A 20,190-nucleotide genomic window follows, 5' to 3' on the forward strand; every position below is an offset into this window, starting at 1 on the left:
CAAGGATGACGGCGAGCAGAGCGTGGATGGCAGCGAGCCGGCGCTGGTTTCGCATGGATTGCCCCATTTTTGATATATTGAAACTGATCCGGCCTGCGACTATGCCCCCGCGCCCTGGCCCGGTGGTGCGTCACTCAATATCGCGGTGTGCGATGACCCGTTGAGCCCGTATACGGGTTCATGTTGCCACTTGAGCTGTAGTTGTCGCGTTGAGTGCCGTTCGGATTGGTGGCGTGGTAGGGCTGCACGTAGGTTCCATCGTTCCGCGTGTAACCAGAGACCCCGTGATTGTTGGGATTTGAGCCGGTACCGTAGCCATACGATTGTGCCATCACAGGCGCGGTGATCAGAATTGCAGCGGCGGCGGCGAGAAACGATTTTAACATAGTTTACCTCCCCATGGTTTATGAACGGGGAGATACAACCATTCGGTCGGGCGAGTCGCAACCTGACGGGCTTACCGGTCGTTCGATCCACGCTGCAAAGCGCAGGCATTGCCGAGCTTTCGAGGGGTAAGAGAAAAGAAGACCGTTGAAGACGAATGCTTCGCGTCAAAGTCGAATACCCCGGTCCACAGCGGGGTGAACCTGCGAAGTTTCACCCCGCATCTCTCGCTTTATTTTCTGCCACTCGAAATCTAGTACGGCGCGAGCGGCCTCCACAAGCGCCTGATCGCGAGCCTGTCTCTCCTCTTTGGTATCGAGTGCAAGAATTTCGTCGCTGATACCCCAAAGCGCCTTCTGAAGTGGCTTCTTCTGGTTGAGGAGCAAATCTAGCTGAGTACCAAGGTAAGAGAGCCGGCGATCATCCGCCTCGTCTTTTTCTCTCGCTTCCTTAGCAGCCTCGCCTTCAAGGTCGGGATCTGGATCTTCCGAGGTCATTAGGATGGAGTGATACTCGGAGAGATTATCCCGAAGAGCTTTGAGCCAGTCGAGGCGAACCTTTGCCAGCTCGCGAAAGCCGACGGTCCTGGCGGTCAAGTTGGCCGCATCTGCTGACGTCTGTGCAGCAGCTGCTTGGCGCCGGCCTATGAGTAGAGTGACGAGCGGCCCGCCGACACCGCTTACCAGAGCGAACGCAGCCGCTACAATGGATGCAACGGCTTGGGGATTCTGTTCCACTTCCCGAATTACGTATTCCAGGCCGGTCGGAGTGTCATAGCAGGCGAGACGCTTTACGTTATCATTGATGGACTTACAAGAGTCAGCATGAGCAAACGAAAGAGGAACTATCGAGAACAGAACCGTGATAAGCACCTTGAGCATACAACCTCCAGCGGCATACTTTTAGTCTCAACTCCGAAGGATTCCGCAGCTTCCGCGCGAGAGCAACCAAAAATCTATGTCATTGCTGGTGTGTTGCCGCCACCAAACATCGGTGCAATCGCAACTTCCGTAAGAATCTCGCAATGTGCCGTCACGTGTATCTTGGAGAAAGCTGCGATGCCGGATGAGCTTAGCGTCTTTGGATTCGTCGATGAGATCGAGATCGAAGAGTCGGCCGCGGTTGTTGTCGAGCAGATCGATGAAGAGATCACGGTGTCCATCGCGAGTGTTGTGTCGGTGAATTTCCAGCTCACGCCCGAACAAACGATGGAGCTCTCCCGCGCTCTGGCTATCGCCGCGGAAAAGGCAGCGGAATTCTTGGCGTCCGACGAGAATTAGCTGCGTATTGACGTCTGCCCCGACTCAGGCGCCCGATGCCGCTGCGCAATTTCTGCGCAGGGAGCGATCACTATGCCGAAGTCCACTGGCACCATGAGTGATGAAGTTGCGGCGCAAGTTCTGCAAGCTTTGCGGTCAGGACAGACGCTGTTTTCGATTTGCGGCGGACGACCAAAGAACGGTGAACGATATCCACGTATTACGTACTACGAACCTTATCGCGCGTATTGCGCGGCCAAGCCGGAGTACGCCCGAGAGGCAAATGCGTTGCTTGCAAAGAGCACAGCGGCCGCCAACGCCCGCAAGGGTATGAGCAAAAGCTTTAAGCTCCGCACGCACTGTCTCCGAGGTCACGCTCTCACGCTAGACAACCTCTATTTTAAGTCGACAAATGGCACCCGCCAATGTAAGGCCTGCACACTCGCCTCTATCGGTCGAGGCGGTCCGGTCACGAAGCAGCAGATCGAGAAGGTTCGTCGCGCTGTGTTGACCGGCATGAACATCAGCGACATCACGAGATCTAACGGCAAACGCAAGCCAATTCTGAGCTTTGCCCAGTTGAAGCGCGTGCGCATTGAATGCGATAATCTCAATCGTTTCATCATAGAGAATGTGCATAGCTGGCGTAGCCGTAAAGCGCTTATAGGTCCGATGGGAATCGCTCGGCTTGACGGCAGAATGGCCCAGATCATCAGACTCCCGCGCCGAGCGGATGAGATCGAAATCTATGAGTTTCGACCCGGTGATTTTGAGTGGCTCTATGGTTTGACGCCGTGGACATGGCCCAAATTTGCGCGTGAAGAAATTGTTGGAGATCTGTTCCTTGAGTTGAGCGAGCGGCTGATTCACCGAGATGACATCCCGGGACGGGTCAAGTTCTACGTCGCAAAACATAATCGCGACTATCCCAGTGTCTCTCATGGCGACCTTCGTAGCCCATTATCGCTTGACGCCCCGATCTTCGAGGATGGCAACATGACGCGGGCCGACACGATCGTGCGCGGCCTCTGGGATTGACACGAACTGCCCGCAACCACTGATGCCACAAGCGGGCCAAGTGCCTCAATTGTCGTATTTATCTGCCTCGCGATGCCCTTGTGGGTTACCCGCCTCAAGCTCGGAACGGTGCTTGTCCAAAAGATCCTGGATCTGCTCCGCGTCGAAGAGGGCCGGTTGCTTGCCGGCATCGCGATACAGCACGGCGAGTGGCCCAACTTGGTCTGGCATCCGCCTCAATGCGCCCGCCAACGTGATCGGCTTGCCCGCCATTTGAACAATCTCATCAAGATCGTACTCAAAATTAATCGTCATAGGAATCAGCCACGATCGTCGTTGCGCTGGCATATGAGCACAGTTCTCTCGTACGGGGAATTGGGCATTGCTAGCGCTTCCGCTTCTTTAGTCTCACCCCAGCACCCCCGCCGTTCTCTGGGATGAACTCGACACCGGCCTTTTCCAACGCGGCCTCAACATCCGCTCGCACGTCGTTTGAGACCGCGGGGCCGTCACCGTCCTCGCGCTCCAGTCTCTTGATTGTTGGCAGAGAGCGGCCCGACGCTTCAGCCAGCTGTGTTTGAGACCAGCCGAGTAGGCCGCGAGCCGCCCGGATCTGCTCGATCGAAATCATTCGAATTCGCCTTGACACTTTTTGGATCATTGATATGATCCATTTTGTATCAAGACTTCATATCGAGAGCAACCCCAATGAGCAAAAGCGCCTCTCCGGTGAACGGCGGAGCTATGCCCAAAATCGATCGGTCCGCCGTTATGCGACGCGCCTGGGCAATCTTCCGCGAGGTCTACAAATATCCGCAGATCAAGTTCTCGGACATCGGTCGCAATTGCTTCGCCTGGGCGCTGCGAAAGGCGTGGGCCGAGGCTCGCGAGGCGGCACGTCTGAGCGCCATTCCCGCGCAGGAGCGCCAGGACTGCATTTCCTGCCTCAACGCGCTCATTGAACGCGCTGGCTTCATCGATAGCGGCCCGGCATGGCGCCGCACCGTCACCGCGTATCGCGACGAAATCCGTCAACTCGAAACCGCCATCTAAACTCGAAGGAGCTAGATTCATGACCACCAATCGTAGAGCAGCCCTGAAATCCCTTGCGGCTCTTCCTCTTGCAGCGCTTACCGGCTCATGTGCAGCCCCGGCTCTGGCATCTAGCGCGTCGGCAGCTCCGGACCCGGTATGGCGGGCTATAGACCTGTGGCAGGAGGCGCGCATTGCGCTCGATGCTGAGATGGCCCGCATCAAGGGGACTGGCGAGGATCTCGACGACGAGCTTTCCTCGGACGAATTGGACCGCGCGACCGATCTTATCGCAACACCCCCCACAACGCTTGAAGGGCTTTTTGCGTTGATCCTCACGCTTCAGCGCCTCGACAGCTGGACGCTGGACGACCACCATATGAACCGCACCCTTGTGCTGTCTCTGTCTCAAGGCGTCGCGAATGTGCGGGGGCTGGCATGAGCGAGGTTGTAGAATTCCCCCGCTCCAAGCCCGAGTCGACCGCAGATCAAGCCCACGCCGCCGCATTTCGTGACATGGAGAGCGAGGTTTGCGACTTGGCGCGGATGGCCGAACTGGTGTTCATGCACGTCATGGGGGCGCTCTCCGATCTTCAAGACACCCGAGCGCATGGCCACGCTGCTTTGCTTGCGCAGCTATCTGTCAAAACGGCGAACGATTTCCGCGATCGGTATTACGCCCGATACAGGGGGGAGCGTGCGAATGATGCGTGAGCCGCTGGTTGGGTTGAGTTCAGGTTACCTCGTCCAGCGGCCGGAATTGGTCGGTTCCATCGGCTTGCCCTGTCTCTACTGTGGAAAGCCGATGGAAAACCCGACCCGGGACCATGTGCATCGCTCCCGATCAAAGGGCGGCAAGCTGGAGCCTGGCAACAAGGCGATCGTATGCGAACGCTGCAATATGGACAAAGGCAGCCGTTCGCTCGCTTCGTGGCTCGTTTGGCTGCAGAGGTCGGGTGACTGCCGTGCTTCCGTCGTTGGACAACTGGTATTGGACAGACAAGCGAAGATCGCGGGCACATGACCGTGGCGGGGCGACGCCGCTGTCTATGGCCCGATGGGGCTTCGGGAAAAACTCCGGGCCTGATTTCCGGCTCAAATGGACTCACACTCTACGAAGGACGGCACGCCGCTCGCGGACGTGTTGAATTTCGGTCAGAACCGCCTGTCGTTCTGTGACACCGGGAAGGACGACGTCAGGCCGTGTTACCTGAGAGAGAGTCGGACAGAACTCCGCCTTGTCCGCCCAACGCGTACCGGACAGTTCGGGGCAGGGGCCGCCCAATACCACCCAATCCTCGCCTTCCAGCGTCCTCACGATCGTGCTGCAGTTGGGGCAACGTGTCTGCATCTCTGTTCCAGTGGACGCTTGGTCGCCCCGGGTTCTGGAGCGACGTCGCGGCGGGTTAGTTGTGTGGTACGCATCATACCACCGCGAACCGCCCAAGGTATCCTAGGTCCAAGCTATTCTCAGCCAATTCGGCCGGCCTGAGAGCCCGCGGGGCCAATCGTTCAGCAAACCGAGGTCGCCGAGATCGTGGTGATGGGACCGTCGAGCCAACCGCTACCGGTCGCACGCGAGCTGCTGTTGATCTAACTGGAAAACCCCGCCAAGTGAGGGCGGGGTTTACGCTGGCGCCGGGATGCGACCTCGAATGTATCTCTTTGACGCCCTTTGCTCTGGGCTGACCTCAATCTCATTCGGCCCGTCTGATGAAGGCATCTTAATACCATCAGAGGGTATGTCAACGGAAAAAACAACCTAAAAGTTCAGACCCTCGATCATTGCATCCATCAGGTTTCGGACGTCGGTCAGCCTCAAGCGCTCATCTGGCAGGTACTCCCGCAGCGTGCGCCCTTGTCTTCCTTCGATCCTCTGGCGACGATGCTTAGTACATCGTCAGGTAGTGGCCGCTGTAGCAACTTCGCCTCATCCCAAGGCGCGCGCAGCCAGACTTCGTACTCATCGACGGTCCTCAGGATCACCGGCATGGCCTTGGGATGGATTGGCGCCACGACGGCGTTCGGCTCGGTGGTCAGGAAGCCGTAGAGGTTGCAGGTGATCTCGCCTTCTTTGACCTTGCGGACACAGGTCCAGTTGGTCCACAGGCCGGCGAAACAGAGCAGGGGCCGGCTCTCGTCGGCAGCGAACCAAACCGGCACCTTCTTGCCGTCGATGGTGTGGTATTCGCTGAACGAGGTGAACGGCACCAGGCAGCGGTTCGCCGGCATCAACCAGCGCTTCCAATGAGTGCTGTTGACGTTGCGGATGTTGGTCGTGCCGCTGTCGGGCTCGAGCCGCAGAAGCTCTTTGAAGTCGACCGGCTTGCCCTTCTCTTCGAGCTTGGCAGCGCGGCGCCTCGTCGCGTCCATTAGCGCCTTTTGTGACGATGGCATCCCCCACCGCGCCAGGACGAGTTCGCGGCCATCGGCGCCGGTGCGCACGATTGGTGCCGGATAATCCGGGAAGATGCCCGGCATGGAAGGCAAATTGCCGGTCCGGTCGTTTTCGGGCTCTACTCGGAACAGCCGCCGGATGGCGTCGGCATTCTTGGTCATCGAGTAGAGATTGCACATAGTGGCTCCGGAGCGGCCTAGCGGTGATGATGCGCGAACTGTAACAGCGTCGCTCGCGTCCGGCGATTGCCCGCCACACACCAGGCTGCGCCAGAGCCGAGGCGGCTAAGGCCTGTGCTACTGCGCACTCGGCTGGACGAATGGCTTGCCGGCTTGGATCCGAGCGGGAGGCCGCGGTCAGCAGAAGATTCGGAGAGAAGTTGGGACGTCCAGACGAGCACCGATGTTTTTGTACTGTTTCGGAGCAAACGGGGCCGAAGACCCAAAGGGGAGCGCGAGAGAAGTCAAGAGTTCCAATATTACCCGGCAACAAATTCCCCAGTGGTAAAATCGGGCTAGGAGCGGCAGGCTGGCCGCCAAACTGACGGAGGAGCTATGTCCTTCAAGGTTATCGATGGTGGCGGGCCTGATAAGGAAGACCGCGAACGAGTCGAAAAGGAGCGGCAGAAGGCCTGGGAGCGCGAACAGGCCGAAGCCGAATTCTCCTATGCCCTGAGAGAGTGCGCCGCAAATATGCTGAGGATTATCCGCGGTGCGGGGAGTCCATTTTATCTTGTTCGCCAAATGCAAGAAGTGATCCGCACGTCTCTCAGCTTTCACGAGGTTCATGGCTATTGGCCCCAAGACGTTCTAGCCAAAGTCTTGCATTTGGAAAGCGAGGCGGAGATGTGGAATCGTCGCCTGCGCGAAGGCCATCTTGACCAAGCCTCGTTCGATCGATGGACCCGCGATGGTTCGTTCGAAATGATGGACGCTGAGCACACAATTTATCGCGGAGTGCTTCAAATCGTAGCGTCGGAAATGCTTGGACAAGCGACTCAACAGAGTGCTGGTGACCGGGAGTTTCACGACGGCTTGCGGACCTACAACGAAGCGCACGATGCACACCTGAGGAAGTTCTGGGCTGAGCAGCGCAACTCGGCTCCTGCTCCGGCCAAGGGCAGTAAGCGTGTTTCGCCAACTTCACCTCCCGAAAGGCAAGATAGCTTACCGACTAAGTTAAAAATGGATGTTGCTCCCGCTCCACAAAAAAGCAGGAGTCGGAAGTTTGATCAAAACGATCTGAAAGAGCTTCGTAAGGCGATTAAGGCGAACGATAAAAAGAGGATCGCGGAGCTGACTGCAAAGATCGGGCAGCCAGAAAACTAGAGCTTGCATAAATACCAGCTCGCCTGTTGAAGCGTAAGCCTCGGGCGACGGCGCCTTGCGCCGGAGCTGACGCTTGTTGAAGCCATTGGACTAGTGCTGGAGCTAATACTATGGCCAAAGCGGAATTGATCACGTGGTAGCGACAAGGATCAGGTGGGCATCCGGAATATAAAATTGTTGCAATATCCCTTTTTTTTCCAGAACCATTCGCCGTGAGTGTTTTGGTGAATATCGGCCCGAAACTCGGATAGCGGAAGAAGCGTCGAGCCGCTTACGAAGCGTCCGGCGTATCCGAGATCGGAAAAGAACGAGAACGTGGCATTGATGCGGTCGAGCGAACTGTTGTGTCGGTCGCACTCACAGACGACCAGAGGCATGCAGCGAGCGAGGGTTCGCCTCGCACCTTGAAGGACGTCCAACTCCGCACCCTCGACGTCAATTTTGATGGCCGCCACCTTGTCGGCCTCGGTGAAGTAGTCATCGAGCGCAATCGTTCGCGTGCTCACGGCTTCGAATGGCCCGTCTGGCTTGAGCAGCGAGGCGGCCGGTTGATGTCCGTCCGGAATGAATAGGTTTCGTCTGTCACTCGAAGAGAAGACTGCGGCCTGTTCGACGGTGACATTGTCGATCGAAAAAGTGGCGCATAGACCGGCCAGTTGTTTAGCTAGCTGCGGCTGGGGCTCGAATGCCACAACCCTCCCGGGCTTCGCCCAGCGCGCTAGCCAGTAAAGAAAGCTCCCCTTGTTGGCGCCGATGTCACAGACGATATCGCCAGGTCGAATGTAGCGCCGCAGTTCTGAAAGTTCGACCTTATGGTCTCGAAGCCTTGATCTTAGGACGCGAATAACGAACCGAGAAGAGTCACGTGCAGACATCCTATTTCCCTCATTCTCGTTCAACGTGAAACTCAGAAATCAAATCTCAAGGCAATTCTAAGAGCTGATGCTCCGCGCGCTCTCTTTGAAAGCATAGAGTATTTGCTCCGAATCAAGAGGAGATAGCGATTTGTGAGGGGACTCACAGATCTCGCGAAGATTCGTCAGGCTCGTGGTACCGAAGATGCATGACGCGATCTGCGGGACAGCCAAAACATAGGCCATTGCGGCCTGTGCGGAAGACATCCCCTCTACACCGGTCAGTGCCGCACGCATGCTGTGAGCGGCTCTCGCAAGCCGTCTTGAGTCTGGCTTCAAGACTGCCCGCGCCAAGTACCAGACGTCTGCCTGACGTCTGATATGGCTGAGTTTTCCCTGGATAAGGTGACCTTGCGCTAAGACGGTTCCAGCCACCACTGCGACACCGGCGTTGTGCAAATATTCGACGACCGGAAGGCGATCCAACTGAGCAACGTTGAAATCGATCAGTGCAACATCAAAAACCCCATCGAGGTCGGCGATGTATCTCATATGGGTTTCCGAATGAGTATTGATACCGAGTAGCCGGAACATGCCCCTCCGGCGCATCGCGTCGAGTTTGGAGAGAAGCTCGTCGGTGAGGGAAGCGGGCCCAAAGTTGTGAAGATAAAATATGTCGATATAGCCAGTCCCAAGGTTCTTGATCGCCTGCGCGCAGGCTCGCTCGATGTAATCAGGGCTGTGATCTTGAGTTTTCGCCTTCGTGCCGGGCAGCAGCGGCTTACTCCGTAATGTGCCCGCTTTTGTCGATACGACGAGTTTTGAGCGATCACAGCGCTTTAGGATGTCGACTAAAGCTCGACCAAGCCGGGGCTCCGCGTTGAAATCGCAATAATTGTGCCCAGTGTCGAAAAGATTCACGCCAAGATCGAAGGCCTCATGCACAATCTGGACGGCCTGACGTTCACCGTAACGTCGATTCCCCCAAAAACCGGAGCACCCCAGCCCGATTTCTGAAACGCTCAAGTCGCCAATCATCCGATATTTCATTTTGTAGACACCAATTGAAGTATCCTGAAACAAAAATCACGCAACCTCGCGATCGGCAAGAGCCAAATGCCGGGTGGATGCATCTGATGGCCTCTGCAACCTCGCCGGACTGGGCGCCCGCCTTGCCGCTAATGTCAGCCGTAGGCTGCAAGCCACGCTCACCGGGATCTGAGGTGTCCGCTGGTCTATTGGTGGCGCAAAACCTCATTCGAAGACGGTCGAGGTTGTCTGCCGACTGTCGCCAGATCAGCGGACAGAACTGGCGCGGCGGGCCGCGCGTTCGCTAGGCACGTCGTCTCCAGTGGTAAATTGTTCTTGGAAACGGCTGTGCAGAAGCGCCGTAACTTCCGCAAGGTCCGAACAACGGAAGTCGCCGAAGTATCGTTCCGAGATTCTAACGCGGCTCTCACCTGTTGACGCCGGCAGGCTACTGGTTGGAAGCAAAAAATAGTCTTGTATCATCGTATTGATGGCATTCATTCTAACTACAAGGGTGAGATCGGATCGCGCAAAGCGCGTCTTTCGCAGTTCCCAGCGGCGGGCTGGCCGAGCCCCATTCGTCCCATCTTTGACTGCGCGCGACACGGCGATCGTCAAAGTCACAGCGCCATTAATCGTCAAAAGATAGAGTTCAGGCAGGAAAGATACGCGCCGACCTCGTCTTTCTAAGTCGGTGCTGACTTTATCGGCAACCGAGCGAATGATCTGATCGATGTTCGCCCGAACCTCTTTGAACCTGTACCGCGCCGCCGGCCGGTAGCCGATGAGCCTGTAGGCTTCATCGAGCGACCCGAATCGTTTCGTAAAGACAGAAGCGTTCGGCATGTCTTTGGCCAGGGTGATGCTCTTCATCGTCAAACGACCGTCACGCAGCAACAAGCCCTTCAGGAGTTCAAGCAGCTCCTTGTCAGTACGCGTGCGCCCAGATTCCAGCTCAGCCATCACGTTTTGCGCTTTGAGGAACAGGGCCGGTGCGATGATCGGCTTAAACGCGTTCTGGTGCCGGATCCACATTTCGGGCGGGTTTCGGACGTTTCGCTCGCCCAATTTCATGGACCGTCGATTATAAACGATATGACCCAGGTAGGCTTCGTTCCTAAGGACGTTGCTGATGGTCAGCATAGTCCATAGCTTTCCTTGAGCGTTTCGGAAACGCTTCGCGTTAAGGTCAGCTGCGATTTCGGTGCGGGTCTTCGTTCGTGTCGCAAAATGCTCGAAGATGCGCCGAACAATTGCGATCTCGTGCTTAGGGCCGGGGCCAAGTATCGTTCGTTCGCTCTTGAGGTTTTTTCGTTCTCCTATCTGGAGCACCGTTTTGACCCGGCCCCGTTCGTCGACCAGCAGTCGTCGCAGACCAAAAGGTGCTGGCCCACCCCGCCAAAAGCCTTCGCTCGCGACACGACTTTGGCCAAGAAAGACTTTCTTCGATAGCTGACGGCTGTAGTCCGCAGCCGCAACCCGTTTTATGTTTTTCAAAACCACTGAGGCAAGGCTTCCGTCGTTTTCGAACTCGTCTGCACAGTAGTGGATCTGAATGCCGGCTCGTTTACAGATGAATTCGTAGTAGGCGCTTTCATCGACATCTTGAAAGCGGCCCCAACGGGTTACGTCAAAGACGAGAATACAATCGAAGAGGGCGCGCGAGAGCTCGACATCCTTGATCAGGCTTTTCAGTGCTTCTCGGCCAGATATACTAAGTCCGCTGCGACCTCGGTCGGCATAGGTCTCGATGATCTCAATCCCGCGACGAGCAGCGTATGCAGCAAGTGCTGCAGCTTGGTTTTCAATTGAATATTTTTGAGACTCCGTGGACACACGCAGGTACTGTGCAGCTCGTTGCACCTTAGTCGTAATGACGGCTTGTCTGGCTTTGATCATCTTTCCGTCCTCATTGAGCGTTGCGGTCCAGCGACCGCGCGGGTCGTTCCCTCTTCAGAACGGCTGCCGGTGTTTCGCGCAACCCGGCAGGAACTGGTCTGGATGAGGCTCATAGACCCAATGGGCATTTTGCCCAGGTAAACGCGCTCAAGCCGATACGGGTCATTCGGGGGGGGGCGATTGGTTCCCGCCCGCCGTAGAAGGCTAGGCCGTAGGCTTGTCGTCCTTGTCAGATCCGGGTCACGATCTTGAACGCATCGTTCGCCAGGGGCCGCTGCAGCGCTCTAGCCTCATCCCACGGCGCGCGCAGCCAGACCTCTCTCCTCGTCCGTCGTCAGGATAACCGGCATTGCCTCCCGAGAAAGCGGTGTGAGAACGGCATTGGGCTCTGTCGTCAAGAACCCATAGACCAGATGAGGTCCCGTCACAGGCTTTGACTTGGTGCCGCGATCGCCCTTGAACTCGGTCCAGATGCCGGCGAAGCAGGTCAACGGCCGATCGTCCGATAGCGCGAACCAGACGACGTCCTTTTTCTTCGTCTCCGGATTCGGCTCCGGGACCGAGTATGATGAGGAGCATCTCGTCACGTACCTTCGGCTGCTAGATGCCGCCAAGGAGGGAGCCGACTGGCGAGAGGTGTCTCGCATCGTGCTTCATCGTGACCCAGATGCGGAGCCGGACAAAGCTCGGCAGGCCTTTGACAGCCACTTAGCGAGGGAAAATGGCTCTCAGAGGTTGGGCATCTGCCGCCTTTGCGAGGCTGCCTGAAGCTGAGCAAGCCGCGCCTCGCGACTACTCCCTTCCTGGAAAGTCAGGGTACGGACATTGCTTATCCGAGCAGGTGTAGAGCATGACGATCGTCAGGATGTAGCCGCACCGCGGACAAACTTCGCCGATCTTCGGTTCTCTAGGTGGAGTGTAGGCCGGCTCTTTGTCAGGCGGCCCGTGCTTATCGGACGGATCTGGAAGCAGGCTTGCCGCACCGGCGAGCGGGCAGGAAATCTCAGCGGAACGGGTGCTTACCCCCTGCTTACCCAAGAGCTTTTTAACAAAGCTCCAAACTAGCCAAGCTATTGATTTCCTTGGCGCACCCGACACGATTCGAACGTGTGACCTTTGCCTTCGGAGGGCAACGCTCTATCCAGCTGAGCTACGGGTGCGTGCGACTTCGTTTAGCCGATCGGCTCGTGGTCGGCAACGGCCTTGACCGGTTGCCGGCGAGGGTCGTTCTGAGGGGGGCAGTAGGATCCCTGGCCCGATCCAGGGGCGCCAGGCGGGCTCAGGCCGGCACGATGGTCTTGCCGATCGGCCACGCCGCCAGTCCGGCGAGCTTCAGGTGGACCCAGGCGAACGGCAGGCCGATGATGGATACGGCCAGAAACACCGCTGTCAGCAGGTGGCCGAGTGCGAGCCACCAGCCAGCCAGGACGAACCAGATGATGTTGCCGAGCAGGCCCAGCGGTCCAGTGCCCACGTCCTCCATGCCGGTGACCTCGTCGCGGCGGACGGCACGGGAGCCGAACGGCAGCAGCGTATAGGCGGCGATGTTGAAGGCGGCGCGCGCCCAGGGCAGCCCGACGATGGTGATCGCCATGACCACCGACGCCACCAGCCAGCCGAACGCCATGTAAGCGCCGCCAAAGACGATCCAGAGGATATTGAGGAGCAATGAGATGGGCTGCATGGGCCACCTGCGCGGGTTCCGACGCCGTCTACATAGGTTGCCTTCCGTCCAGCTCAAGGCAGGCACGCGGAACGGCGGTGGATCGAGATGACGCAGAGGCGGCCGGGAACAGGTCGTCTGCTGTGACGTCTGTCACGAAAAGGCGCGTGGTGCATGACTGATCGGGTCTGGTCAGACGGCGGCTGCGATCGATCTCAGCTTCCTCGACTGCATGAACCTGCGCTACAAAAAGTGTGTCAACGAAGTCAACGCGCAGCTCTTGCCGCAGTACAGGAACGACCGCGAAGTCCACGACTCGATCAACATCGCGTGCAATTCGCGCCATCCGGCGTTCGGCCGGTGATCGCCTTATGGGGCGCGGTTCGGATCGCCGGCTGCCCCGTGTCAGCCGGCGGCCTGAAGGTCCTCGTCCGTCCCCGTCTCGGGCGCGAACAGCTTGCGCAACTCGGCGGCCGGCTTCGGCGCGCTGAACAGATAGCCCTGCATCTCGGTACAGCCGAGCTGACGCAACGCCGACTGCTGCGCGCCGGTCTCGACCCCCTCGGCGGTCGTGGTCATGTTGCTCGCTGCGGCAATGCTGACCACCGCCTGGACGATCGCGGATGAGCTGCCGACATTGAGATCGCTGACAAAGCAGCGGTCGATCTTGATCTTGTCGAACGGGAAGCGCTTCAAGTAGCTCAGCGAGGAGTAGCCGGTGCCGAAATCGTCGAGCGCGATCCGCACGCCCATATCGTGCAATTGATGCAGCACGTTGAGCGCAACATCGTCGTCGCTGATCAGGACGGCCTCGGTGATCTCGATCTCCAGCCGCTGAGGCGGGAGGCCCGCGGCCGACAAGGCCGCCGCAATACGCAGCGCCAGAGTCGGCGATTTCAGCTGTACCGGGGACACGTTCACGGCAACGCGAATATCGGCGGGCCAGTTCGCCGCCTCGGCGCAGGCGGTGCGCATCACCCAGTCGCCGATCTCGTTGATGAGGCCGGTATCCTCGGCCAGCGGAATGAAGTCGAGCGGCGGAACCATGCCGCGCTCCGGATGGCGCCAGCGCAGCAGCGCCTCGCACCCGGTCATCACATTCTGGGTAAAGCCGAGCAGCGGCTGATAGTGCAGCTCGAACTGGTTCTCCACGATCGCGCGGCGCAGATCCTGCTGCAACTGCAGCCTGGCGCGCGCGTTTTCGTCCATCGATGGCTCGAAGAAGCGGAATGTGCGCCGGCCGCCCGCCTTGGCTGCGTACATCGCGAGATCGGCATGCTTGGTCAGCTGGTCGCGCTCGGTGCCGTCCCGCGGCGCGAGCGCGATGCCGATGCTCGCATCGGTCGACAGCTGGTGGCCGAGACAGCGATACGGCTTGCGGATCGTGTCCAGGATCTCCGTCACCACGACGACGACCTCGTCCTGGTCCGCGGCGGTGGTGAGCAGGACGGCGAACTCGTCGCCGCCGAGCCGCGCCACCATGTCCTCGGGGCCGAGACAGCTCTCGATCCGCCGCGCGATGGTTTTGAGGAGCTCGTCACCGACATGGTGTCCGAGCGAATCGTTGATGCCCTTGAACTCGTCGACGTCGATGTATAGCAGGGCGAAAAAGGTGCCATGACGGACGCGCTCGATCTCCTCGTCGATGCGCTCGCGGAACAGCACGCGGTTCGGCAGCTCCGTCAGCGCGTCGAAATGCGCGAGATGGGCGATCTTCTCGTCCGCGAGCCGCCGCTCGGTCGTGTCCTCCATCACGTTGATGAGGTAGCGCGGCCGCTGCGCCTCGTCTTCGATGGTGATGCGTCGCGAGGTGATATAGCGCAGGCCGAGACCCGGCGTCTGCCAGGCGTGTTCGCCGAGAAACAACCCGTCCGGCTGTTCCAGCGCGCGGTCGTCGTCGGCCGTGATCTTTTCGGCGGACGGTCTGGGCATCAGGTCGAAGACCGTCTTGCCGACAATATCCTGGCGCGGCAGGCCAAAACCCTGCTCGGAGGATCGGTTGATCAGCACATAGCGGCGATCGCGCACATCCTTGACGATGATATGAGAGGGGATGTGATCGATGATCTCGTTCAGGAACGCGTAATTGCGATCGCGCTCCTGCTCGAGCCTGCGTTGCTCGCTGATGTCCTCGATTGTCGTGACCCAGCCGCCGGATGCAAGGGGCTTGTCGATGACGTTGAAGAAGCGGCCTGAGCTTCCCTCCGCGATCATCTGCGAGGTGTCACGGCCCGTGGCTCTTTCGATCACGCCGGAACAGAAGCTCGCGACATCGCCAACGAAGGCTCCGCTTGCTTTGCAATGGGCAACGACCTCGCTCAGGTGAAGGCCGGGCCTGATGGCGTCAGCGGAGAGTCCGAGCAGGTCGATGAAGCGCTGATTGAACATCACGACGCAGGCGTGTTCATCGAACGAGATCAGGCCCTGAGTCATGTTGTCGAGCGCGGTTTCGACGCGCTGCTTCTCGTTTTCCAGCCTGCTCCTCGCGACCTGGTTCTGCTGCACGATCTGACGGATCATCAGGCTGAACATCACGGCGATGACGAACACGGCGAGCACGGCGGCCCCGACCAGCAGCACCATCTGCGATCGCCAATCTGCCAGCGCATCGTCGATGGTCTTGGTCACGGTCATGGTCAGCGGAAAGCGGCTGATCCGGGCTGCCGCGACGATCTTGTCGATATCGTCGACCGGGCTCTTCACCACGCCCGTGCGAACGCCGCCGTCGGCGACGGACTCGTGTAAATTCCCGGTGATGATCCGGCGTCCCATCACGGATGCGATATGTGGATAGCGCGCCAGCACGGTGCCGTCGGCATGGAACAGAGTGATCGCCGCGTTGTTGCCGAGCGCGATCGACTCCATGAAGGTTTCATAGGTGCGCGGATCGACACGGCGGGTCAGCAGACCGAGGAATTCCCCGTTCGCGCCGCTGAGGCGATGAGCGACGATGGTGGCCCAGCCGCTGGTCACGCGGCTCACCACGGGTGCGATCACGAAGGCGTTCGGCTGCGAGGCCGTCTTGAGCTCCTTGAAGTAAGGCCTGTCGCTGACGTTGACGGACGGCAGGGGATCGCTGGACGACCAGCTCACGAAGTTGCCGTCGGCATCGATGATCGTGAGATCGCCCATGTAGGACAGGCCATTGACCTGCGACTGCAATATTTCGCGGATGTCGTCCTGCGTCACTCGGGCCCGGAGCGCGTCCGGAGAGGAGATTGATCCGAGCTGCATGCGCTGGATGGCATGTGCGACGGCGGTCTCGGCGTCCTCGAACTGCTGGGCGAAATGCCGGGTCAGCAGCAGCACCGTGTTCTCGAGCTCGCGCTGATGGTTGTCGATCGTGCGCGCGCGGAAGCCGTTGGCCATGACGATGGTGCCGACGACAATCGCGGCGATCAACAGCGTGCAGCAGGCGATCAGCCCCAGCACCGGGCCACGCCAAAGGGCCGTAGCGATCCGTTCCGGCGCGGTACCGCCGGCCTCTGACGTGTCTGCTGCGCCTTGCATGCCTTGATCGACCCGGAACGAAATGACCTGTTCCAATGAGGCTACAAGGCACTGGTACCGGAGCGGTTAGGAAACGAGGTTATCCGCGGCTTAAGCCAATCGCGAAAGGTCGTCGGAGCCAGTGATTTCTACATTCGAGTACCGCATCAGGGCGGCGATGATCGCCAGATTGCGGAGAGTTTTAAGGGTAATTGCAGCTCAGCGCGGGCTGCCAGGCGTGTTGCGAAGGCGGCCGACCACCCCCGTGGGAAAGAAATAGACGCTGGCGATGAACAGCAGACCGAGCCACAGCAGCCAGCGGTCGGGGTGTAGAAGTCCGGGCAGCAGCGGAAGCCCGGCGTCCGCGGCGGCGCTCGAGGCGATACCCATCAGCGCCTGGAGATAGTTCTGCGCCAGGATGAAGATCGCGGCGCCGATGATCGCGCCGTAGATCGTGCCCATGCCGCCGATCACGACCATCAGCAGAATGTCGAGCATGATCGAGAACGCCAGCGATGTGTCAGGCCCGGCATAGCGCAGCCACAGCGCGTTCAGCATGCCGGCGCAGGCCGCGATCACCGCCGCGATGCAGTTGGCATAGGTGAGATGGAAGACGGTGCGATAGCCCAGCGCCTCGGCGCGGAAGCGGTTTTCGCGGATCGCCTGCAGCACGCGGCCGAACGGCGAGTTCACGACACGCAGCAGCGCCAGGATCATCAAGGCGCAGGCCGACAGCACCAGATAATAGGTCAGGATGCGGCCATTGATGGGAAAGCCGAACCACTCCTTGCCGATGAACACGGTGGAGGGGCGCAGCAGCTCGGGCAGCTGGAAGCTGCGGCCGTCCTCGCCGCCCGTCAACCACGACAGCTGCGAGGCCAGCACGAGGAAGGCGGAGGCGATCGCGAGCGTGATCATGGCGAAGAAGATCGCCTCGACGCGCAGCGAGAACAGCCCGATCGCGAGCGCCAGCAGCAAGGCGAGCGGCAGCCCTGCGGCGACCGCGACCGCCACGGAGGTCCAATTGGGGCCGAGTCCATACAGCGCGATCGCGATCGCGTAGGAGCCGATGCCATAGAACATCGTATGCGCGAACGACACCGACCCGGTGTAGCCGAGCAGCAGGTCATAGGAGGCGACCAGCGCCGCGAAGATGCAGATCTTGGCGGCGACGTTGAGCGCCTTGGCTCCGGGGAAGATGAAGGGCGTCGCCAGCAGCGCCAGCACGATGACGACGAGCAGGATCGACAGCGCGCGGCTGCGGGGCGGATCGCCGGACAGGATCATCATCGGCTGGTCACCGCATAGAGGCCGCGCGGCCGCCACATCAGCACGGCGACCATCAGCAGGATGTTGGAGACGAGGGCGAGCTTGGGCACCAGGAAGCCGCCGTAATTGGCAACCATCGCGACCAGGATCGCGCCGATGAAGCAGCCTGTGATCGAGCCAAGTCCGCCGATGATGACGACGATGAAGACCAGCACGGTGAGCTCGTCGCCGATCGAGGCATGGACCTGCTCGCGGTAGAGGCCCCACATCACGCCGCCGAGGCCGGCCAGCGCCGAGCCGGTCATGAAGACGCCAAGGAACAGGCGGCGGATGCGATAGCCGAGCGCCTCGACCATCTCCCGATTCTCGACGCCAGCGCGGATCAGGAGCCCGATCTTGGTGCGGTTCAGCACCAGCTCGATGGCGACGAAGATCACGAGGCCGATGAGCAGCGCCAGCAGCCGGTACTTCGAGATCGCGACATCGCCGAGGATGAACGAGCCGCGCAGCGCCGCCGGCAGCGGCATGGGGATGATCTGCGGGCCGAACAGCGCATACAGCGTCTGCTCGGCGACGATCAGGCCACCGGTTGTCATCAGGATCTGCTTGAGGTGCTGGCCGTAGACCGGCAGCACCAGCACGCGTTCGACCACGAGGCCGAGTGCGCCGGTGACGCCCATCGACAGCAGCGCGGCCGGAACGAGCACGGCGAGGTTGGTCAGCAGCGAATCGGCCTGCGCCCAGCTCGCCAGCGGCAGCAGAACCAGCGTGGCGACATACGCGCCGACGGCAATGAACGCGCCGTGGCCGAAGTTCAGAACGTCCATCAGGCCAAAGACGAGCGTCAAGCCGGAGGCCATGATGAAGATCATCATCCCCATCGCCAGGCTCGCGACCGTCAGGGTGACCCAAGAACTCGTCGATCCAACGAGCGGGATCATCAACAGTGCCAGCACGACCGGCAGCAGCAACGGCGCGATGTCGCGCTTCGGCTTGGGCAACGTGTCGATAGCCGCGATGTCGCTCATTGATGCGCCTCCAGGCTGAGGCCGAGCAGGCGTTCCTGCAGCGGCACGTCGGCGGCGAGCGCGGCCATCTCGCCGCGATGGACGATGGTGCCGTTGTCCATCACCAGCACCTGGTCGCCGAGCTCGCGCGCGGCATGGAAGTTCTGCTCGACCAGGAGAATGGTGGCGCCCCGGCGCTTGATCTCCTTCAGGCACTCGATCAGCGACATCACGATCGCGGGCGCCAGCCCCTTGGTCGGCTCGTCGATCAGGAGCAGCTTGCGCGGCTCGACGATCGCGCGCGCGATCGACAGCATCTGCTTCTGGCCGCCCGACAGGCTGCCGGCGCGCGACAGCCAGAACTTCTTCAGGGCCGGGAAGAAGCCGAAGATCCAGGCGAGCTGGGCATCATCGAGCGGACCGTTGCGCGCCGCCAGCACCAGGTTTTCCTTGACGGTGAGGTCGGAGAACACCGCCATGCTCTCCGGCACGTAGCCGACGCCGCGCTGGGCGATGTCCGGTGTCGACAGCTTTTCGATCGGCTCTCCCGTCAGCGAGATGGTGCCCGTCCTGGCCTGCCACAGGCCCATGATGGTCCGCAGGGTCGTGGTCTTGCCGGCGCCATTGCGGCCGAGCAGCATCGTGGTCTGGCCCTCGGGCACCTCGAAGTCGACGCCCTGCAGGATGTGATAACGGCCGATATAGGTCTCGACATCAGCAAGCTTCAGCAGCGCGTTCATGCGGCGCTCCGCGGCGCCACGCCGAGATAGGCTTCCTGCACGATGGGCGAGGCGATGACCTCGGCCGGCTTGCCGTCGGCGACGAGCTGCCCGTTATGCAGCACGATGATGCGGTCGGCGAGCGAGCGGACCACGTCCATCTTGTGCTCGACGAGCAGGATGATCTTGCTCGTGTCCTGCTTCAGCCTGGCGATGAGATCGAGCACGACCGGCACCTCGTCGATGCTCATGCCCGCGGTGGGCTCGTCGAACATGAAGACTTTCGGCTCCAGCGCCATCATCAGCGCGACCTCGAGCTTGCGCTGGTCGCCATGCGAGAGGGTGGTTGCGGTGACGCTGCGGCGGCCGCCGAGCGCGACCTGGTCGAGGATTGCATCGGCGCGCGCGATCAGGTCGCGGCGCGCCATCCAGGGACGCAGCAGATCGTAATGGGTGCCGCTCTGCGCCTGCACCGCGAGGCGGACGTTCTCCTCGACGCTGAGATTGGGGAACAGGTTGGTGAGCTGGAAGGCGCGGCCGAGGCCGGCGCGGGAGCGCAGCGGCGCGGAGAGGCCGGTGATGTCGAGGCCATCGAACAGGATGGAGCCGGAGGAGGCTGTCAGCTGGCCGGAGATCAGGTTGAAATAGGTGGTCTTGCCGGCGCCGTTGGGACCGACGATCGCGGTCAGCTCGCCCGGGCGGAAGCTGCAGCTGACGCTGTTGACCGCGACATGGCCGCCGAAGCGGATGGTCAGGTCGCGGGTTTCGAGGGTGATGGACATGGCGTCAGCTGGATGACTTCTCAGTATTGCTTCCAAAGTTGACGTGCCCGGCGCGAGGGCC

The 20,190-nt window shown here is 60.1% G+C and carries 19 protein-coding genes, 1 tRNA gene and 2 pseudogenes; 7 read left to right on the plus strand and 15 right to left on the minus strand.

Annotation, left to right across the window (positions count from 1 at the left end):
* Window positions 1-551: 551 nt before the first annotated feature.
* Window positions 552-1,265: a hypothetical protein gene (locus BRADO_RS02240; protein WP_041756013.1), complete on the minus strand. Its 714-nt coding sequence runs from the start codon at window positions 1,263-1,265 to the stop codon at window positions 552-554.
* Between the two features lie 177 nt (window positions 1,266-1,442).
* On the opposite strand from BRADO_RS02240, the gene BRADO_RS02245 reads away from it, so the two are divergent.
* Entirely contained in the window at window positions 1,443-1,664 is a 222-nt protein-coding gene (locus BRADO_RS02245) for a hypothetical protein (protein WP_041757272.1), read from the plus strand.
* 72 nt (window positions 1,665-1,736) lie between these two features.
* Window positions 1,737-2,681: a hypothetical protein gene (locus tag BRADO_RS34875; RefSeq protein ID WP_011923691.1), complete on the plus strand. Its 945-nt coding sequence runs from the start codon at window positions 1,737-1,739 to the stop codon at window positions 2,679-2,681.
* A 45-nt stretch (window positions 2,682-2,726) separates the two neighbouring features.
* Here the strand turns inward: BRADO_RS34875 and BRADO_RS02255 are convergent, their stop codons facing one another.
* Together BRADO_RS02255 and BRADO_RS02260 are read right to left on the minus strand one after the other, a co-directional pair.
* Complete coding sequence (locus BRADO_RS02255; RefSeq protein ID WP_041756015.1) at window positions 2,727-2,975, minus strand: hypothetical protein; 249 nt, start codon at window positions 2,973-2,975, stop codon at window positions 2,727-2,729.
* 70 nt (window positions 2,976-3,045) lie between these two features.
* Complete coding sequence (locus BRADO_RS02260) at window positions 3,046-3,291, minus strand: helix-turn-helix transcriptional regulator (protein ID WP_011923693.1); 246 nt, start codon at window positions 3,289-3,291, stop codon at window positions 3,046-3,048.
* A gap of 77 nt (window positions 3,292-3,368) precedes the next feature.
* On the opposite strand from BRADO_RS02260, the gene BRADO_RS02265 reads away from it, so the two are divergent.
* The 3 genes from BRADO_RS02265 to BRADO_RS33620 all read left to right on the plus strand — a co-directional run bounded on the left by BRADO_RS02265 (window position 3,369) and on the right by BRADO_RS33620 (window position 4,716).
* Complete coding sequence (locus BRADO_RS02265) at window positions 3,369-3,713, plus strand: hypothetical protein (RefSeq protein ID WP_041756016.1); 345 nt, start codon at window positions 3,369-3,371, stop codon at window positions 3,711-3,713.
* A gap of 19 nt (window positions 3,714-3,732) precedes the next feature.
* Window positions 3,733-4,134 (plus strand): hypothetical protein, encoded by a 402-nt coding sequence (locus BRADO_RS34880; RefSeq protein ID WP_011923695.1) that lies wholly within the window; start codon window positions 3,733-3,735, stop codon window positions 4,132-4,134.
* Window positions 4,135-4,302: 168 nt separating this feature from the next.
* Window positions 4,303-4,716: an HNH endonuclease gene (locus BRADO_RS33620; protein ID WP_083794809.1), complete on the plus strand. Its 414-nt coding sequence runs from the start codon at window positions 4,303-4,305 to the stop codon at window positions 4,714-4,716.
* Window positions 4,717-5,510: 794 nt separating this feature from the next.
* Here BRADO_RS33620 and BRADO_RS02280 read toward each other — a convergent pair.
* Window positions 5,511-6,269, minus strand: coding sequence for an SOS response-associated peptidase (locus BRADO_RS02280; protein ID WP_011923697.1), 759 nt, complete (start codon window positions 6,267-6,269; stop codon window positions 5,511-5,513).
* A 375-nt stretch (window positions 6,270-6,644) separates the two neighbouring features.
* Here BRADO_RS02280 and BRADO_RS02285 point away from each other — a divergent pair, with 375 nt between their 5' ends.
* Window positions 6,645-7,418 (plus strand): hypothetical protein, encoded by a 774-nt coding sequence (locus BRADO_RS02285; protein ID WP_011923698.1) that lies wholly within the window; start codon window positions 6,645-6,647, stop codon window positions 7,416-7,418.
* Between the two features lie 149 nt (window positions 7,419-7,567).
* Here the strand turns inward: BRADO_RS02285 and BRADO_RS02290 are convergent, their stop codons facing one another.
* From BRADO_RS02290 to BRADO_RS35665, 4 genes and pseudogenes are all read right to left on the minus strand, one after another.
* Entirely contained in the window at window positions 7,568-8,293 is a 726-nt protein-coding gene (locus BRADO_RS02290; RefSeq protein WP_041757274.1) for an FkbM family methyltransferase, read from the minus strand.
* Window positions 8,294-8,350: 57 nt separating this feature from the next.
* Window positions 8,351-9,322 (minus strand): aldo/keto reductase, encoded by a 972-nt coding sequence (locus BRADO_RS02295; RefSeq protein ID WP_157872500.1) that lies wholly within the window; start codon window positions 9,320-9,322, stop codon window positions 8,351-8,353.
* A 246-nt stretch (window positions 9,323-9,568) separates the two neighbouring features.
* Complete coding sequence (locus BRADO_RS02300; RefSeq protein WP_011923701.1) at window positions 9,569-11,200, minus strand: recombinase family protein; 1,632 nt, start codon at window positions 11,198-11,200, stop codon at window positions 9,569-9,571.
* A 229-nt stretch (window positions 11,201-11,429) separates the two neighbouring features.
* A pseudogene (locus BRADO_RS35665) lies at window positions 11,430-11,760 on the minus strand (SOS response-associated peptidase family protein); the annotation flags it as partial.
* Between BRADO_RS35665 and BRADO_RS35670 the strand changes: the two are divergent.
* Window positions 11,759-11,961 (plus strand): annotated as a pseudogene (locus BRADO_RS35670) (DUF2285 domain-containing protein); the annotation flags it as partial. The pseudogenes BRADO_RS35665 and BRADO_RS35670 sit on opposite strands and share 2 nt — an antisense overlap.
* A 322-nt stretch (window positions 11,962-12,283) precedes the next feature.
* On the opposite strand, the gene BRADO_RS02310 reads toward BRADO_RS35670, so the two are convergent.
* From BRADO_RS02310 to BRADO_RS02340, 7 genes are all read right to left on the minus strand, one after another.
* A tRNA-Arg gene (locus tag BRADO_RS02310) sits at window positions 12,284-12,360 on the minus strand.
* Between the two features lie 119 nt (window positions 12,361-12,479).
* Window positions 12,480-12,884, minus strand: coding sequence for a YccF domain-containing protein (locus BRADO_RS02315; protein ID WP_041756021.1), 405 nt, complete (start codon window positions 12,882-12,884; stop codon window positions 12,480-12,482).
* Window positions 12,885-13,268: 384 nt separating this feature from the next.
* The gene (locus BRADO_RS02320; RefSeq protein WP_050780941.1) at window positions 13,269-16,373 is read right to left on the minus strand and encodes an EAL domain-containing protein; all 3,105 of its coding nucleotides are present in this window, start codon (window positions 16,371-16,373) and stop codon (window positions 13,269-13,271) included.
* Between the two features lie 198 nt (window positions 16,374-16,571).
* Window positions 16,572-17,642 carry a branched-chain amino acid ABC transporter permease gene (locus BRADO_RS02325; RefSeq protein WP_011923707.1) on the minus strand — a complete coding sequence of 357 codons (1,071 nt, stop codon included), beginning with the start codon at window positions 17,640-17,642 and terminating at the stop codon, window positions 16,572-16,574.
* The gene (locus tag BRADO_RS02330) at window positions 17,639-18,649 is read right to left on the minus strand and encodes a branched-chain amino acid ABC transporter permease (RefSeq protein WP_041756022.1); all 1,011 of its coding nucleotides are present in this window, start codon (window positions 18,647-18,649) and stop codon (window positions 17,639-17,641) included. The genes BRADO_RS02325 and BRADO_RS02330 overlap by 4 nt, the downstream gene beginning before the upstream one ends.
* Complete coding sequence (locus BRADO_RS02335) at window positions 18,646-19,368, minus strand: ABC transporter ATP-binding protein (protein WP_011923709.1); 723 nt, start codon at window positions 19,366-19,368, stop codon at window positions 18,646-18,648. The genes BRADO_RS02330 and BRADO_RS02335 overlap by 4 nt, the downstream gene beginning before the upstream one ends.
* Entirely contained in the window at window positions 19,365-20,129 is a 765-nt protein-coding gene (locus BRADO_RS02340; RefSeq protein WP_041756023.1) for an ABC transporter ATP-binding protein, read from the minus strand. The genes BRADO_RS02335 and BRADO_RS02340 overlap by 4 nt, the downstream gene beginning before the upstream one ends.
* Window positions 20,130-20,190 lie beyond the last annotated feature (61 nt).

Origin of the sequence: Bradyrhizobium sp. ORS 278, from assembly GCF_000026145.1 — a bacterium.
Taxonomy (GTDB): Bacteria; Pseudomonadota; Alphaproteobacteria; order Rhizobiales; family Xanthobacteraceae; genus Bradyrhizobium.